This window comes from Marinobacter sp. MA (genome assembly GCF_048298425.1).
Lineage (GTDB): Bacteria > Pseudomonadota > Gammaproteobacteria > Pseudomonadales > Oleiphilaceae > Marinobacter > Marinobacter salsuginis.
In genome coordinates this window covers 1,585,996-1,601,054 of sequence record NZ_CP103058.1, presented here as the reverse complement: position 1 = coordinate 1,601,054, position 15,059 = coordinate 1,585,996, and the positions used below count along the sequence as shown (strand labels likewise).

Sequence of the window (15,059 nt, the reverse complement as noted above, 5' to 3'; positions counted from 1 at the left end):
TCCAAGGACGGCTTTAAAACGTCCGTGGACTTACCCCGGTGCAGTAATTGAAAACCAGAAAGACCTTTTCAGCGCGCGGCTCAAGATGGGATCACCGGACGTATACCGCTTTTTGGTCAATTCGATTGTTTCTGAATGTCCGCTTTTGTTTAGGTGGCGCATGGGATGCAAGATGGTCGCAAAGCGAACGTTCAGGCAAATAGATTTTGGAATATGCGCAGTAGACGGGTAGGCACTCTGCGAATGATCGTGATAACCGGTAAAGACGTGATAGCAAGGTGCCAGGCCGAATCTTGGCACCTTGCTATCGGCGTTACTCACCAAGAGTTCGCTGTTTCCAGAGATAAAAGAGCACAGGAATCACCAGCAGCGCCAGAATGACAGCGGAAATCATACCGCCCACCATAGGTGCCGCAATCCGGCCCATCACCTCCGACCCTGTACCGGTGCCAATCATAATGGGCACAAGCCCCCCGATAATGGCGGCCGCCGTCATCATGATTGGCCGAACCCGCATACCGGCACCGTGTAGTACGGCATGGCGGAGGGTTTCTCGCCTTGGCGTCAGCCCTTTGTCATCACACGTTTCCAGCATTGCGTTATAAGCCTGATTCAAATACACCAGCATGATCACCCCAATCTCTACCGCAACGCCGGCCAGCGCAATGAAACCGACACCGACGGCTACCGAAAAATTATAACCAAGCAGATACATCAGCCAGATAGCACCGATCATCGCAAACGGTAGCGTGCCCATAATAATCCCCACTTCGGCAAAACGGCGGAAGTTAAGAAACAGCAGGATGACGATGATGGCCAGCGTTAACGGCACCACATAGGTCAGTTTTTCCTTCGCACGGAGCATGTACTCATACTGACCAGACCAGTTGATTGAATAACCGGGAGGTAGATCCAGCTCTTCACTCACGGTAACCATGGCCTGTTCAACATAGGTGCCTACGTCGACACCCTCAATATCCACAAAGGTCCAGCCGTTCAGGCGGGCATTCTCACTCTTAATGGCCGGCGGGCCATCCTCCACGCCGATCTCCGCCACATCTGCCAGGGCAATGCGCTGGCCGGATGCGGTCACGATGGGCAGTTGCTCCAGCTTCTCGGGCGAATCCCGGTAATCTTCCGGGTAGCGCAGATTAATTGGGTAGCGCTCAAGCCCCTCGATGGTTCTGGAAACGTTGATGCCACCAATAGCGGAGGCCACTACCTGCTGAACATCTGCGATATTCAGCCCATAACGAGCGGCACGCTCACGATCAATATCCACCTTGATGTAGCGACCCCCGGCGACTCGCTCAGAGTAAACGGAGGCTGTACCGGGGATGTCGACCATGACTTCCTCAAGGCGTTTACCGATGTTCTGAATGACGGTAAGGTCCGGACCGGCAATCTTGATGCCCACCGGCGTTTTAATACCCGTTGCCAGCATATCGATGCGCGTGATGATCGGCATAACCCAGGCATTGGTTACCCCCGGGAACCGAATCAGAGTATTGAGCTCCTGCTTCAGCTTTTCGGTGGTCATGCCTTCCCGCCATTGATCCCTCGGCTTGAGCTGGATGAAGGTCTCGATCATCGTCAATGGCGCCGGATCGGTAGCGGTATCCGCCCGCCCCACTTTGCCGAACACGGTTTCGACTTCGGGTACGGTGGCAATCAGCTTGTCCGTTTGCTGCAACAGTTCCCGAGCCTTACCAATGGAGATGCCCGGGTAGGTGGTGGGCATGTACATCAGGTCGCCTTCATCCAGTGGCGGGATGAATTCACTGCCGATTTTGGTGGCTGGCCAAAGGCCCACAGCCAATACCAGCAACGCAGCAATAACCGTCGTTTTCGGGAAGCGTAACACCAGCTTCAGAACCGGCATATAAACGCCAACCAGCAGGCGGTTCACGGGGTTCTTGTGCTCCGGCAGCACCTTGCCGCGAATGAAATAGCCCATCAGCACCGGCACCAGCGTCACCGCCAGGGCCGCACTCGCCGCCATGGCGTAGGTTTTGGTGAACGCCAGGGGAGAAAACATCCGCCCTTCCTGCGCCTCCAGGGCAAACACCGGCACAAAACTGACGGTAATGATCAGGAGCGAGAAAAACAGCGCGGGCCCGACCTCAGAGGCTGACCGTGCAACGACTTCCCATCGGTTCTCAGACGTTAACGGGGTTCGCTCCATGTGTTTGTGCATGTTCTCGATCATTACAATAGCACCATCAATCATGGCGCCGATAGCGATGGCAATCCCCCCGAGTGACATGATGTTGGCATTGATGCCTTGCCAGTGCATGACGATAAAGGCAGCCAGAATACCCACCGGAAGGCTGAGAATCGCCACCAGCGACGAGCGCACGTGGAACAGGAAGACGATGCACACCAGGCCCACCACCAGAAACTCTTCAAGCAGCTTGAAGCCGAGATTATTGACCGCCCGCTCAATCAGACCAGAGCGATCGTAAACCGTCACCACCTCGACGCCTTCAGGCAAACTGGATTTCAGGTCTTCCAGTTTCGCCTTCACGCCATTAATGGTTGCCTGAGCGTTCTCACCAAAGCGCATCACCACAACACCGCCGACGGTTTCACCTTCCCCATTCAGTTCGGCAACCCCACGCCGCATCTGCGGGCCAACTTCAACGGTGGCCACATCTTTCAGCAATATGGGGGTACCGTTGTCATTGAGTCCTAATGGAATCGACAGAAGATCCTCACGGGACTTTATATAGCCAGACGTGCGCACCATGTATTCCGCCTCGGCCATCTCGATGACGGAGGCGCCCACTTCCTGGTTGCCTCTCTTGATGGCGTTCTGGATGTGAGCCAGAGGAATTCCCAGCGCCCTGAGTTTTTCCGGGCTGACCTTGACCTGGTACTGCTTCACCATACCGCCTAGCGCAGCCACCTCAGAGACACCCGGCACCGTTTGCAGTTCGTACTTCAGGAACCAGTCCTGCAGGCTGCGCAACTGGCTTAGGTCCTGGTTCCCAGTGCGGTCTACCAGCGCATACAGGTAAACCCAGCCAACTCCGGTAGCGTCTGGCCCGAGCTGAGGCCTTGCAGAGTCTGGAAGGCTGGGCGCAACCTGGGACAGGTATTCCAGTACCCGGGAGCGGGCCCAGTACATGTCGGTGTCTTCATCGAAGATCACGTAAACATAGGAGTCACCGAAGAACGAGTATCCCCTGACCGTTTTCGCGCCCGGTACCGAGAGCATGGCTGTCGTCATCGGGTAGGTCACTTGGTCTTCCACCACCTGCGGCGCCTGGCCCGGGAAACTGGTTTTGATAATGACCTGCACATCGGACAGATCCGGCAGAGCATCCACCGGCGTTTGTTTCAGCGAATAAAGGCCGAGCCCTGTGATAAGCAACGTCGCCAGCAACACCAGGAAGCGGTTACGAATAGACCAGTGAATAATAGCGGCAATCATGACTCGCCCCCGCCATGGCTCATGGTGCTGTGATCCATGCCTTCATGATCCATCCCCTGCTCATCCATATCCTGAGGGGATGACATCCGTTGGAAGTCCGAGGTTTTGCTGGATTCCGAATCGATCAGGAACTGGGCGGATGTGACCACCGTGTCGCCTGGCGAGAGGCCATTGAGTATTTCCGCATACTTGTCGCCGACGCGCCCAACGGTCACGTTAACCGACTTGAAGGCGCCCTCTTCCATCGCCAGAACCAGTCGGTCGCTCTGTCCGGTGCGGATGACCGACTCCCGTGGCACCAGAAACTGCCGCTGTCCCCGTTCGCCCTGAACATCCAGGCGAGCGAACATGCCTGGCATCAGGACACCATCATCGTTATCAAAGCGCATCCGCACTTGCGCCGTTCGGGTTTTCGGGTTCACTTCGGGGTAGACGTAATCCACGTTTCCGCGCCACTCGCGACCGGGCATGTAATCCAGTGTCATCTGCACCCGGTTACCAGCCTCTACGGCGGAAAGCTGGCTTTCAAACACTTCGCCGATCACCCAGACCTCATCCAGCGCGGCAATCGATAAAACCCGGTTTCCGGGCTTGATGAACATACCCTCACGAACATTCAGATTCTCGATCACCCCGGAACCCGGAGCGTAAACCGTCATGGTTCTCTGCACTTCGCGGTTTTGGCGCAGTTGGCCGATCAGACCAGCCGGTACGTTCAGCGCCAACAATCGCTCGGTAGCAGCATCAACCAGTCTCTGATTGCCACGGTTCATCGCGAGAAGCAGTTCTTCCTGCGCATTCACAAGGGTGGGCGAGTAAAGCGTGTACAAAGGCTTGCCTTGCTCAACAGGCTCGCCCTCGGCTTTGACATAAAGCGCTTCGATCCAGCCTTCAACACGAGGGTGCACATGGGCCATCTCGTCTTCGTTGTACTGCACGTAGCCTACGGTAGTAATGTTGTTAGGCAGGCGCCCCTGAATCACCGGCTCCGTTCGAACCCCAAGGTTGTTGACGACCGTTGGTGAAATTCGGACCGTGCCGGCTGGATCCTCAGCTGACCCACCCTCCTCGTATACCGGGATTAGATCCATCCCCATCGGGGATTTTCCGGGTTTGTCACTTTTGAAATTGGGGTCCATCGGGGCTACCCAATGCAGCGGCTCCTTTTGGCCAGAAGCAGTCATTTCAGCTGCAGGCGTCGAAGTCGCGCCAGTGTCAAGCCAGTACGTGGCCCCTGCACCGGCGAGGCCGCCGAGCAATACAAAGCCCAAAGGGCGAGCAAAATTAGCCATGATGGTCAGTCCTGGTAACGATTCAGTGAAAAGGAAGGTATGTCGGAAGTGTCGGACGTCAGATAACGGAAACTCGCCAGATTCTTGGCCCGCTCGGCCATCATCTGTATCAATTCAACCTGGGTATTAAGCTCTGCAATTCGCGCTCGTACCGCTTCGGCGAAGTCGCCGTCATCGTTGTTGTAAGCAGTCAATGCTGCGCTTGCCTGCGCCTCCATTTGCGGCAGCAGGGTCTGTTCATAGAGCTCTATGCGGTCATCCAGTCGTTCGATCCGGGCCACGGCCGCACGGGCTTTGGCCTGAAGTCCCCGGATCTGCAAAATACGTTCTGTTTTTGCCGCCTCCAGTCGCGCCACTGATGCATTCAGTTTTCGATCCTGCCGGTTGCCTGTAAAGATCGGGAGATCAAAGCCAATGCCTACAGAAAACAGGTCGGCCCTGTCCTGACCGTTTGGTGCCCGCTCCCTGTATCCATATTGTGCAGATACTGACCATTCCGGCTTGTAGGCCTGGCGAGCCAGGTCAACGTCAACACTCTGGGCATCAATCAACTGATCAGTCGCGCGGATTGACGGATGACGGATCAGTGCCTCTGCGGATGTTTCAGCCCAGCCCAGAGGAAACACTCTCAGCAACTCGTTGGGTACATCTTTACTGACAGCCAGCTTGGCTTGGTCCGGGCCTATCCACTCTGCCAGCGCCTCGCGGTTCGATGCCTGTTGCGAATGCAGCACCGTCAGCCGGTCCTCAAGTCGCGTCAGTTCCAGCGAGGCACGGATAACATCCTGCTGCCTGGAACCCATGCTTGCTGAGGTATACCCAGCCTCTGCGACATCCTCTAACTGTTGAAACAGAGCACGATTATCTTCAATCAGTTCGATGCTTTGCTGGGTTCGCCAGACCTCAAGCCAGAGATGCGCTACCGATTCCATGACCTGCGCCCGGCGGTTCTCGCGCCGAAAAGGCTGAACGCCTGCCATTTCCTGCTTTTTTTCACTGGCCAGCTGACGGCTATCACCTCGCGGAATTCGCTGGGTAAATCCAATGGTGGCCTGAGTCATTGCCTCCTGTCCGGTATCGAAAGTATCCGTGGGCAAATTCGCGGCACCAAGCGTCATCCGGGGGTCCGGGAGTGCCCCATCGGCAACAGCTTCTTCCAACAGAGCATCTTGCATCTGCACACTCTGACGCAGCCACGGATCGTTCTCGATGGCCGCATCAATCGCGCCGGTTAACTCAAGTCTGGTTGCCGTCCAAGCGGGCAAACTGGTCAAAACCAGAGCACCGAGAAAGGCCGGCTTTATAAGGTGAGGAAGAATGGACAACGTTATATCTCCATTGAAATGTTTCTGAATCGCAATCTTATAGCGCTTATCTGAAACCAAACTGAATTGCAGAACGAAAATGCACAATTTGATTTATATCAAGATACTATTATTATTGAAAAAATTCCCTTTATTTTAAATTATTTTGTTTCTTTCAGGATCAATTCAGAAACCGATGTTTTAATTAAATCACCAACCAACTAGGAGGTGTAAAAATGAAAAATTTACTTATATTTGCAGCAGCAGTTACTGTTTCAACGTCCGTACTCGCCGGAAACATGTCAGACAGTAAGGACATGAAGGCCATGCACAGCCAAATGATGGACAAATCATCCATTGAAGAAATACTTAAGAATGAAGAGATGCAGCGCTTACACAGAGACATGACACGTAATGCGATGTCCGAAGGGGGCTTTGAGGCTCGCGTGCAAATGATGACGGAAGAAGGCCGGGCTTATCACAAAGCTCTGAAACAAAGGCAAAAAAATACCGCAGGGTAATCCCTGCGGTAAAGTCAACTCGTGGAGACGCAAGCGTCGGCTGGCTCGGGCTTCGAGCAGTCGACGTCCTGATCACGCTCAAGTAAATCACAGAAAACTGAAACTGAACTGAATTTATTGAACGGTTTAAGGCAATTAAGGAGAGCATCATGAAAAAAATCATTATCGCTGCCGCAGCTGCCACTTTATTTTCTACCATGGCCACTGCCAATTCAGGATTGGCCGATCGGATTAATGAAGCGCGCACTTACCCGAACAAAACAGTCGACACGAAAACCAGAATGATGACCTGTATGAAATACATGCAATCTCAAAAAGATATGAAGGGGTCAAATATCAATCAACAAGAAATAAGATCAGGTAGAAATGCACATCACAATCATACTTAAATAATTCCAGAACGTCAGAGCAAAATCAGTAGTCGACTGTCTCTTAGAACGACAGTCGACTATTTATTCAATTTTTAACATCCAGAAGATACTTTATTTCACTTCCACGGCGCTTCTTCATTTGGCTCTCAGAGTCAACCATCCAAGAAACATCCATTTGACAACCAGGACCGTTATCAGTGGCAAGAAAACCCATTGTGCAAGAGGAAGTACCCCTGTGCCTGTCCATGTGACTACCGACAATAACTCGCTATAATTCCATCTTAAACCTGCCGAACCATCCAGGCCTCCAGGTCCAGAATTCGGTTTCGATACGCATGGTGAAACGGCCGTGGTTGCTGTCCGACCACAGGGTGGCCTCCATCCCCTCAATCAATGATTCCGCCGAGGGCGCACCACCCAGCGCATTGCCCGGAAAAACACTTAGAAAAGCCACCACCCATAAGCATTTCATACACTGGCTCCTTGAGTTAATCGTCTGATTACCCAGAGAAATCAGAGCCCACTCCTTTCAGACCACGCCTCATAGATCCGCTTGTCCCATTTGCTCTGGAAATAGGCGATAGCGGCTTTTTGATCGTCCCTGGAGAGCTCGTCTGCGAAGGCCGGCATTTTCCCACCCATGGGGGCGCCACCTTGACTAATTGTACCCATCAGCGTGTCGAAGGAATGGTGCCAGGCATGGCCTGTTCCGTTGAGCGGTGGCGGCGGGTAAGAGCCATCCTTCAGAGCCTTTTTCCAATTGAAAGCGCCTTGGGCATTGCCGCCATGGCAGCTTGCGCAGTTGTCGTCGAACACCACTGCGCCGCGCTCGACCTCAGCCTGTGTGTACCAGCGGTCATCCACCGCCTGTTTACCGCAGCCGCTGATCAGTGCGACTGCAAGAACGCCTACTGAGATAGTTGCCCCATGCATCATTCTTGTTCCTCGATTTCCTTGCGCCTCAAATTCCTCAATTGCGGAATAAAACGGGGAGTTCTGGCTGCATAGGCCCGCCAATCGGAGCCGAACGCTTTTTCTGTTTCACGCTCCTCGTGAATAGACAGGCGCGAGTACATCCACACCAGCACCGGGAACATGGCCAGCGTCAGCAGCGTTGGCCACTGCAGCAGAAAACCGAACATGATGAGCACGAAGCCGGAATACTGGGGGTGGCGAACGTGGGCATACAGGCCGGATGTGGCCAACTGCCCTGCCTTTTGCGCGGCATACAGGGTACGCCAGCCAGCCGCAATCAGATAAAACCCGAGGCCAATAAACACTGTGCTCAAGAGATGAAACGGCCCAAAGTGTGGGGAACCCTTCCAACCAAACAGCATTTCCAGCAAGTGGCCACTGTCGTGAGCCAACCAGTTCACGTCGGGATACTGGCTCTGCAGCCAGCCGGAGAGGAAGTAGAGCGTCAGCGGGAACCCGTACATCTCGGTGAACAGTGCCACCAGAAACGCGCTGAAGGCACCAAACGAACGCCAGTCCCGGCGGGTCTGCGGTTTGAAAAAACTGAAGGCGAAGAATATGAAAATCGCCGAATTCAGCACCACTAGGCTCCAAAGGCCATAATCCGATGCACCATCAGTCATCACGCTGCTCTCCACTCTTTCCCGGTTTCTCTGCCTGGTGGTTATGTCCTCCATGTCCTCCGTGCCCTCCGTGCCCTCCGTGCCCTCCGTGCATAAAAATATGGATCAGCGGACAAGCAAGCAGTATCAGCCAGGGCAAGGCGCCAAGCAGATGAACCTTGTGTTCTCCCCAGAGTAGAACCAGTGCGATAACGGCAAACATTGCCAAGGTAATTTTAAAGCGTCGATCCATGAGCGGTTCCTTTGCGAAAAAGCCAGTGTCAGAACAGGGTACTAATGGGCCTCAAGGGATATCTGATGGCCTATGCCGCTCAGCGCGATCTCATCAACCACATCGAGGGATTCCGGGTCGAGCACCCAAAGCTTGTTCTCTGCCCGACTGGTCACCAGTAGCTGGCCATCGTAGGGAGAGACCGCAAGATGATAGGGCGCAGGAGCCAGCGGCCTGGTGTGGCGGGCGCCGCTGGCTAGCTCAATCCGGACCACCTGGTTGCCGCCCTGGCTCGTGGCATAGAGGGTCTGGCCATCTGCGCTCAAGCCAACGCCATGGGGCGCCTCCCCAACCTCGTACCGGTTCGCCACCGCGCCTTTGGCAAGCTCAAGGACAAGAACCTGGCCGGATGCAGCATCATTCACGTAGAGCCGCTGGTTGCCGGGGGCAAGCACCATATGCTCTGGGTTGCCGCCAACTCGCAAATTGCGCTCGACGAACCAGTGCTCGGTATCCACTTCGCTGACCGTGCCATTACCGGTATTGCTGACCAGAAGGGATTGGCCGTCGTCGGTTTGCACCAGATAGTTGGGGGCCGGCCCCGTCGCCACAGTTTTGACCAACTGACCGGAATCCAGATCCACAACGCTGATACTGCCACTAGCAGGATGCGTGGAAACGGCATAGCGACCGTTGGAAGTCACCAGCACATGGTGCACCGGCCCCGGCACTTCCAGTTTGCGGTCAATCGTCTTTGTGGCCGTGTTCACCAAATAGAGCAGCCCGGTACTCCCTGCTTCCAATTCAGTAGACTTCCCGCCCCCATGATGAGCGGCGTGTTCATCTTCTGAAACGCCTTCGGGGCGACTAACCGGCTCCTGACGATCATGCTCCGACAAACTACCCACCACCAGATGCCGGCCATCCGGGGTCAGTGCCGAACCGTGGGTATTCAGTGTGCCGCCAATGGACGACGTCACCTTGCGGTTTTCCAGATCAATAACGCCGACGGCATCCGCTGTGCCCATGGGAACAAATGCCCGGTTTGTGTCTGCGGCCACCATCAGCGAAAAACTCATAGCGACACTGGCCGTAATTCCAGCAATCCACTTCTTGCGCAACGAATGTTTCATAGCGTGCCCTTTTTGGTCAGAGGGTTTCAGTAAGATTTCCTCGCCCGGTAAGCAAGATCCCGAACAGGCATGGTCATTACTTGGCAGTCCATCACACCAAGCTGAAACAGGCCTGAAAACAGTTGCGAAACATGCATCCGTTTGACCAGAATCAAGGTGGAACGATTCACAATAACCTTGGACGACCAATGCAAGACGTGCCCCAGGAAAACCAGCGAACAACCAAAACCCAAGCCGACCAGCTCAACCGGCAGTGTTACTGCATCACCCTTGACCGAAAAGCGCTCACTGACAGCCTCCGGAAGCAGTTTTCAGACACTGGGAACGAGGCGCCGGCCACTCCCGAGATCCATCATCTCTTTTCAAACACGCCGGTTTTTGTTCCCCAGGCTGACATCGCGACGATGGAGCGGATCGTTCAGGCGATCGAATCCGCAGCCGAGCTTCCGCCCTATAAGGAAAGAGCTCTGTCCTGGGCGCCGGACATCGCCGGATTTGATCCAGGCCCCATCGGGGCCTTCATGGGCTACGACTTTCACCTGGGCCCAGACGGCCCTCAGCTAATCGAAATCAACACCAACGCCGGCGGCGCATTTCTGAACACGCTGCTGGCCCGAGCTCAACACCGATGCTGTGACCCATCCCAGCAAACCGCTGACACCAACCGAGCACTGAATGGGTTCGAGGACGCGGTATTTGCCATGTTTAAACAGGAGTGGCAAAGGCAAGGTCGCAACTCAACGCCTCGTCGCCTGGCCATCGTGGACGATGCGCCAAAGTCCCAGTTTATGTTCCCGGAATTCCAGCTGGCCCAACAGTTATTCCAGGCCAGAGGCATAGAGACCTTGATTCTCGACCCATCGGAGCTTGAGTATCTCGATGGCGCCTTAAGCGCCTACGGCATGCCTATCGACATGGTGTACAACCGGCTGGTGGATTTTGCCTTGGAGGCCCCGGCTCTTGGGGCACTGAGGCACGCCTACCTCGACGGCGCGGCGGTCGTAACGCCCAATCCCCGCGCCCATGCGCTTATGGCCGACAAACGGAACCTGACCCTGCTATCTGATGCCCATACCCTGCGCGACTGGGGACTTAGTGAAGCCGAGGCAGGATATCTGGACAGAGCCGTACCGAAGACCTTGCTGGTTTCAGCAAGTGATGAGGCGGAGTTGTGGAACAACCGGCGTAAACTGTTTTTCAAACCGGTGGCGGGCCATGGCAGCAAGGGTGTCTACCGGGGCGAAAAGCTGACCCGCCGCGTTTTCGAAGAGATCCTGAAGGGTGATTACATTGCGCAGAACTTCGTTCCGGCCGGAGAACGCACCCTGAGAGTGGATGGCACGGTCACCACCAGAAAGGTCGATATCCGTTTGTACACCTATGCCGGGCAACATCTGCTTGCCGCTGCCCGTGTGTACCAGGGCCAGGCCACCAACTTTCGAACGCCGGGAGGTGGCTTTGCGCCCGTCTTTGAGGTGTGAAGGTGAGCCTCAATTGGAAACATTCAAAGGGATTAAGCCGTCAGCAAAAGTGCTCGGATCTCATAGATCCTGCATTCGGCCAACCTGACGAGCCAGTCTCATCGACTCATTTTCCTCCATCGCCAAAAGAGATTCGAACAGCTCTTTTGCTTCTGGAATTTCGGCTTTTCCAATCAGCGTTTTGTAGAGATCAATAATCTGATCATGAAAGTCGAACACTTCCCGGCAGATACCATCAAAATCAAGCTTCGCGTAAGGCTCGTCGCAGGTTCGATGAGTTTTGATCGGATTATGGGACAGGTAGTCGTACACCCGAGTTTCCAGTGCCTTCTTATCCCCTTGGTGCTCAAACTCGTTCACGATCCGCTCTATTTCCGATTCATGATCTGCCAGATAATCCAAAAGCGCACGGGCCCGTTCTTCCTCGTGCTTTGTTGCGCAATGGGACAGACAGCTCGCCAGATGTGAGTGCAGATCGCGCGTCCAGTCGATCAGTTGTCCAAAAGTCTTTATATCCATATCTTTTTTCCTTTTTTCTTCTCCACAATATGACTGACATCAAATAGGTATCCCGTCGTCAAATGAGGAGTCCTATTTGCATTTCCAGTGTTCAGTTGGGCTATGCGCTCGCCTGGCTAATTCGCTAATCCATTGCAAACCGCAGGCACTGCAGCAAATCGACGCCTCTACCGGCTTCAGATCGATTCCACAACCTCAGAGAGCATATCCCTGACCTTCCCGGCAACCTGCTTGAGCTCGTCATTATCGATGGCGCTCATGGAAGCCAATGGATCCACTGCACTTACCTCAATGCCCTCCGAAACCTCACGAAGAATAACGTTGCAAGGCAGCATGGCACCCACGCGAGGCTCCACACCGATGGCTTCCCACGCCATGCCAGGATTGCAGGCCCCGAGAATCCGATAGGCCTGCATATCCTTGTCCAGCTTTTTCTTCATGGTGGCTTTGACATCAATTTCTGTCAGCACACCGAAGCCGTGATCAGTGAGGGCCTGACGCGCTCTTCTGTCCACGTCCTCGAAATCGACATCTTTGATAACTCGATCGATTGTGTATGACATAGCTACCTCCAATGATTCAGAAGTTCATTACTTTGACCCGAGTTTCACCACCCTCAAACGCAGCGCATTCACAATCACGCTGACCGAGGACAGCGACATGGCGGCCGCTGCAAAAATGGGCGACAGCAGTATCCCGAAAAACGGGTACAAAACCCCTGCCGCTATCGGAACACCGGCGGAGTTGTAAACGAAGGCGAAAAACAGGTTCTGACGGATATTGCGCATGGTCGCCAGAGACAAACGGCGCGCCTCGACAATGCCCATCAGGTCGCCGCGCAGCAGCGTAATGCCGGCGCTTTCGATGGCGACATCGGTCCCGGTGCCCATGGCCACACCGACATCCGCCGTTGCCAGTGCAGGCGCATCGTTTACGCCGTCACCCGCCATCACGACAACACGGCCTTCGTCTTTCAGGCGCTGGACGATCTTGCCCTTATCTTCCGGCAGGACTTCCGCTTCCACTTCATCGATATGCAGTTTTCGGGCAACTGCTTCAGCTGAAGTGCGGTTATCGCCGGTCAGCATGACCACCCGGATGCCGTCTTTTTGCAGCGCGGAAATAGCGGCTTCGGTGGTTTCCTTGACCGGATCGGCAATCGCCAGCAACCCTGCGACGTTTCCGTCGACAGCAGCAAAAATCACGGTAGCACCATCTTTTCGGAGCTGGTCGGCGTCGCCGTCAAATCGCGTGGTGTCAACATTTTCCGACTCCATGAGAAGGCGGTTACCAAGTAGCACCCGCTTGCCGTCTATTCGACCGGTAACCCCTTTACCATTCGGAGAGTCAAAGTCTTCCGCATCCGGAAGCTTCAGGTCCATGCCCTTGGCTTTATCGAGTATGGCGTGAGCCAGTGGGTGCTCACTGCCTTTCTCCAGGCCGCCTGCATAACGCATGAGACTACTGTCATCGAACCCGTTGGCCGCGACAAGCCGGGTGACTTGCGGCTTGCCCTCTGTCAGCGTGCCGGTTTTATCCACCACCACGGTGTCCACCTTCTCCATACGCTCCAAGGCTTCCGCATCGCGAATCAGAACGCCACTTTGAGCACCGCGTCCGACACCCACCATGATGGACATGGGCGTCGCCAAGCCAAGTGCGCAAGGGCAGGCAATGATCAGAACACTGACCGCTGCAATCAGCCCGAACGCCATAGGCGGTGCGGGTCCAAAGAAGGACCAAGCAATAAAGGCGACAATAGCAATCACAATAACTGCCGGCACAAACCAGCCTGCTACCTTGTCAGCCAGCCCCTGGATCGGTGCGCGGCTACGCTGGGCGCTGGCCACCATCTGGACAATCTGGGACAGCATGGTATCGCGGCCAACTTTGTCGGCCCGCATGATGAAGCTGCCCTGCTGGTTTATGCTGCCGCCGATCACCTGGTCGCCGGATTTCTTGCTGACCGCCAGGGGCTCGCCGGTCACCATGGACTCATCCACGTTGGAGCTGCCTTCAAGCACCTCGCCGTCCAGCGGCACCTTGTCACCGGGGCGCACCCGCAGGCGGTCGCCCACCTTGACCTGATCAAGCGACACATCGGATTCGCTGCCATCGTCGTCCAGTTTTCTGGCCGTCGCCGGTGCCAGATCCAGCAGGGCCTTGATGGCACCAGAGGTTTTCTCTCTGGCGCGCAATTCCAGCACCTGCCCCAGCAGCACCAGCACCACGATGACAGCAGCCGCCTCGAAGTAGACGGCGACCGACCCGTCTTCCTGCCGGAAGGCGCCTGGGAAGATCTGCGGCGCCAGGGTCGCAACCAGGCTGTAGATCAGCGCGACGCCGGTACCAATGGCAATGAGCGTAAACATGTTCAAGTTACGGCTAACCACGGATTTCCAACCCCGGACGAAGAAGGGCCAACCGCACCAGAGCACCACAGGCGTTGCCAGCACCAGTTGAATCCAGTTGGACATCTGCGGGGCTATAATGTGATCGAGTCCGGTGAGGTGCCCACCCATCTCCAGCACCAGTACAGGCAGGGCCAGCACCAGGCCGATCCAGAATCGGCGGGTCATGTCTTTGAGTTCTTCCGAAGGCCCGTCGTCCAGGCTTACCTGCTCGGGCTCCAGGGCCATGCCGCAGATTGGGCAGTCCCCTGGCCCTTGCTGCCGAATCTCGGGGTGCATGGGACAGGTATACATAGTGCCCGGCGCTACCGGCTCTTGCTGTTTCTTTTCCCAATCGAGGTACTGCTCAGGGTCCTCGTCGAATTTGGACTGGCAACGCGACGAGCAGAAGTACCAGGTTTTACCGCCATGCTGGCTGCGGTGTTCCGCGGTATGCGGATCCACTGCCATGCCGCAAACCGGATCCTTGGCGGTGTGCTCACCAGGTTCCTTATCGGTGTGGTGATCGTGGTCATGGGCGTGATGGTGCTCAGCCATTGCGATCTCCTGTTTTGTCGGCGGGCCAGTCTGCAAATGCAATAAAATACAGCAGAACCAGATTGACGATGGGGATCAATATCAGCACACCCATCCACCCCGGATACCCGGTGCGCTGGCAAATACGCCAAGCCGGAATGACCACCACAATGGCAATCACCAGCATCCACAGCCAGTGGCCTGCCCACATGGTATTCCCGAACATGTTATCTCCCATCATGGCAATAGCCTCTCTTCCTGATTCA

14 protein-coding genes are annotated in these 15,059 nt (G+C 55.2%); 3 read left to right on the top strand and 11 right to left on the bottom strand.

What is annotated here, in order from left to right; all coding sequences use genetic code 11:
• Positions 1-313: 313 nt before the first annotated feature.
• Genes NUW46_RS07510 through NUW46_RS07500 form a run of 3 tightly spaced genes read right to left on the bottom strand, consistent with a single transcriptional unit; the run spans position 314 to position 6,002 of the window.
• Positions 314-3,436 (bottom strand): efflux RND transporter permease subunit, encoded by a 3,123-nt coding sequence (locus tag NUW46_RS07510; protein ID WP_062785081.1) that lies wholly within the window; start codon positions 3,434-3,436, stop codon positions 314-316.
• Complete coding sequence (locus tag NUW46_RS07505; RefSeq protein ID WP_062785083.1) at positions 3,433-4,728, bottom strand: efflux RND transporter periplasmic adaptor subunit; 1,296 nt, start codon at positions 4,726-4,728, stop codon at positions 3,433-3,435. Before NUW46_RS07505 ends, NUW46_RS07510 begins: the two co-directional genes overlap by 4 nt.
• A 5-nt stretch (positions 4,729-4,733) precedes the next feature.
• Complete coding sequence (locus NUW46_RS07500; RefSeq protein ID WP_227510563.1) at positions 4,734-6,002, bottom strand: TolC family protein; 1,269 nt, start codon at positions 6,000-6,002, stop codon at positions 4,734-4,736.
• 266 nt (positions 6,003-6,268) lie between these two features.
• On the opposite strand from NUW46_RS07500, the gene NUW46_RS07495 reads away from it, so the two are divergent.
• Positions 6,269-6,553, top strand: a complete 285-nt coding sequence (locus NUW46_RS07495) for a hypothetical protein (protein ID WP_062785085.1) — start codon at positions 6,269-6,271, stop codon at positions 6,551-6,553.
• 149 nt (positions 6,554-6,702) lie between these two features.
• Positions 6,703-6,942: a hypothetical protein gene (locus NUW46_RS07490; protein WP_062785087.1), complete on the top strand. Its 240-nt coding sequence runs from the start codon at positions 6,703-6,705 to the stop codon at positions 6,940-6,942.
• Positions 6,943-7,437: 495 nt separating this feature from the next.
• Here the strand turns inward: NUW46_RS07490 and NUW46_RS07485 are convergent, their stop codons facing one another.
• From NUW46_RS07485 to NUW46_RS07470, 4 genes are read right to left on the bottom strand one after another with little or no spacing between them, the layout of a single operon-like run.
• Positions 7,438-7,857: a c-type cytochrome gene (locus tag NUW46_RS07485; protein WP_062785289.1), complete on the bottom strand. Its 420-nt coding sequence runs from the start codon at positions 7,855-7,857 to the stop codon at positions 7,438-7,440.
• The gene (locus NUW46_RS07480; RefSeq protein WP_062785091.1) at positions 7,857-8,522 is read right to left on the bottom strand and encodes a methyltransferase family protein; all 666 of its coding nucleotides are present in this window, start codon (positions 8,520-8,522) and stop codon (positions 7,857-7,859) included. The genes NUW46_RS07485 and NUW46_RS07480 overlap by 1 nt, the downstream gene beginning before the upstream one ends.
• Positions 8,515-8,754, bottom strand: coding sequence for a DUF2933 domain-containing protein (locus tag NUW46_RS07475; RefSeq protein ID WP_062785093.1), 240 nt, complete (start codon positions 8,752-8,754; stop codon positions 8,515-8,517). Before NUW46_RS07475 ends, NUW46_RS07480 begins: the two co-directional genes overlap by 8 nt.
• Before the next feature lie 41 nt (positions 8,755-8,795).
• On the bottom strand, positions 8,796-9,866 hold the full coding sequence (locus NUW46_RS07470) for a YncE family protein (protein ID WP_418141767.1): 1,071 nt from the start codon (positions 9,864-9,866) through the stop codon (positions 8,796-8,798).
• Positions 9,867-10,054: 188 nt separating this feature from the next.
• Between NUW46_RS07470 and NUW46_RS07465 the strand changes: the two genes are divergently transcribed.
• Positions 10,055-11,347, top strand: a complete 1,293-nt coding sequence (locus NUW46_RS07465) for a hypothetical protein (protein ID WP_062785097.1) — start codon at positions 10,055-10,057, stop codon at positions 11,345-11,347.
• A gap of 60 nt (positions 11,348-11,407) precedes the next feature.
• Here NUW46_RS07465 and NUW46_RS07460 read toward each other — a convergent pair whose 3' ends face one another.
• The 4 genes from NUW46_RS07460 to NUW46_RS07445 all read right to left on the bottom strand — a co-directional run bounded on the left by NUW46_RS07460 (position 11,408) and on the right by NUW46_RS07445 (position 15,034).
• Complete coding sequence (locus NUW46_RS07460) at positions 11,408-11,866, bottom strand: hypothetical protein (protein ID WP_062785099.1); 459 nt, start codon at positions 11,864-11,866, stop codon at positions 11,408-11,410.
• 176 nt (positions 11,867-12,042) lie between these two features.
• A complete protein-coding gene (locus tag NUW46_RS07455) occupies positions 12,043-12,429 on the bottom strand; it encodes a DUF302 domain-containing protein (RefSeq protein ID WP_062785101.1) in 387 nt (128 codons plus the stop codon).
• A 27-nt stretch (positions 12,430-12,456) separates the two neighbouring features.
• Positions 12,457-14,814, bottom strand: a complete 2,358-nt coding sequence (locus NUW46_RS07450) for a heavy metal translocating P-type ATPase (protein ID WP_062785103.1) — start codon at positions 14,812-14,814, stop codon at positions 12,457-12,459.
• Positions 14,807-15,034, bottom strand: coding sequence for a hypothetical protein (locus tag NUW46_RS07445; RefSeq protein WP_048496390.1), 228 nt, complete (start codon positions 15,032-15,034; stop codon positions 14,807-14,809). The genes NUW46_RS07450 and NUW46_RS07445 overlap by 8 nt, the downstream gene beginning before the upstream one ends.
• Positions 15,035-15,059: the final 25 nt, after the last annotated feature.

What these genes read in the sequence shown, in the direction of transcription:
- NUW46_RS07485 (WP_062785289.1), bottom strand. Translation starts at nt 7,857, where the DNA reads ATGCATGGGGCAACTATCTCAGTAGGCGTTCTTGCAGTCGCACTGATC.
- NUW46_RS07505 (WP_062785083.1), bottom strand. Translation starts at nt 4,728, where the DNA reads ATGGCTAATTTTGCTCGCCCTTTGGGCTTTGTATTGCTCGGCGGCCTC.
- NUW46_RS07480 (WP_062785091.1), bottom strand. Translation starts at nt 8,522, where the DNA reads ATGACTGATGGTGCATCGGATTATGGCCTTTGGAGCCTAGTGGTGCTG.
- NUW46_RS07470 (WP_418141767.1), bottom strand. Translation starts at nt 9,866, where the DNA reads ATGAAACATTCGTTGCGCAAGAAGTGGATTGCTGGAATTACGGCCAGT.
- NUW46_RS07445 (WP_048496390.1), bottom strand. Translation starts at nt 15,034, where the DNA reads ATGATGGGAGATAACATGTTCGGGAATACCATGTGGGCAGGCCACTGG.
- NUW46_RS07450 (WP_062785103.1), bottom strand. Translation starts at nt 14,814, where the DNA reads ATGGCTGAGCACCATCACGCCCATGACCACGATCACCACACCGATAAG.
- NUW46_RS07495 (WP_062785085.1), top strand. Translation starts at nt 6,269, where the DNA reads ATGAAAAATTTACTTATATTTGCAGCAGCAGTTACTGTTTCAACGTCC.
- NUW46_RS07460 (WP_062785099.1), bottom strand. Translation starts at nt 11,866, where the DNA reads ATGGATATAAAGACTTTTGGACAACTGATCGACTGGACGCGCGATCTG.
- NUW46_RS07490 (WP_062785087.1), top strand. Translation starts at nt 6,703, where the DNA reads ATGAAAAAAATCATTATCGCTGCCGCAGCTGCCACTTTATTTTCTACC.
- NUW46_RS07455 (WP_062785101.1), bottom strand. Translation starts at nt 12,429, where the DNA reads ATGTCATACACAATCGATCGAGTTATCAAAGATGTCGATTTCGAGGAC.
- NUW46_RS07465 (WP_062785097.1), top strand. Translation starts at nt 10,055, where the DNA reads ATGCAAGACGTGCCCCAGGAAAACCAGCGAACAACCAAAACCCAAGCC.
- NUW46_RS07475 (WP_062785093.1), bottom strand. Translation starts at nt 8,754, where the DNA reads ATGGATCGACGCTTTAAAATTACCTTGGCAATGTTTGCCGTTATCGCA.
- NUW46_RS07510 (WP_062785081.1), bottom strand. Translation starts at nt 3,436, where the DNA reads ATGATTGCCGCTATTATTCACTGGTCTATTCGTAACCGCTTCCTGGTG.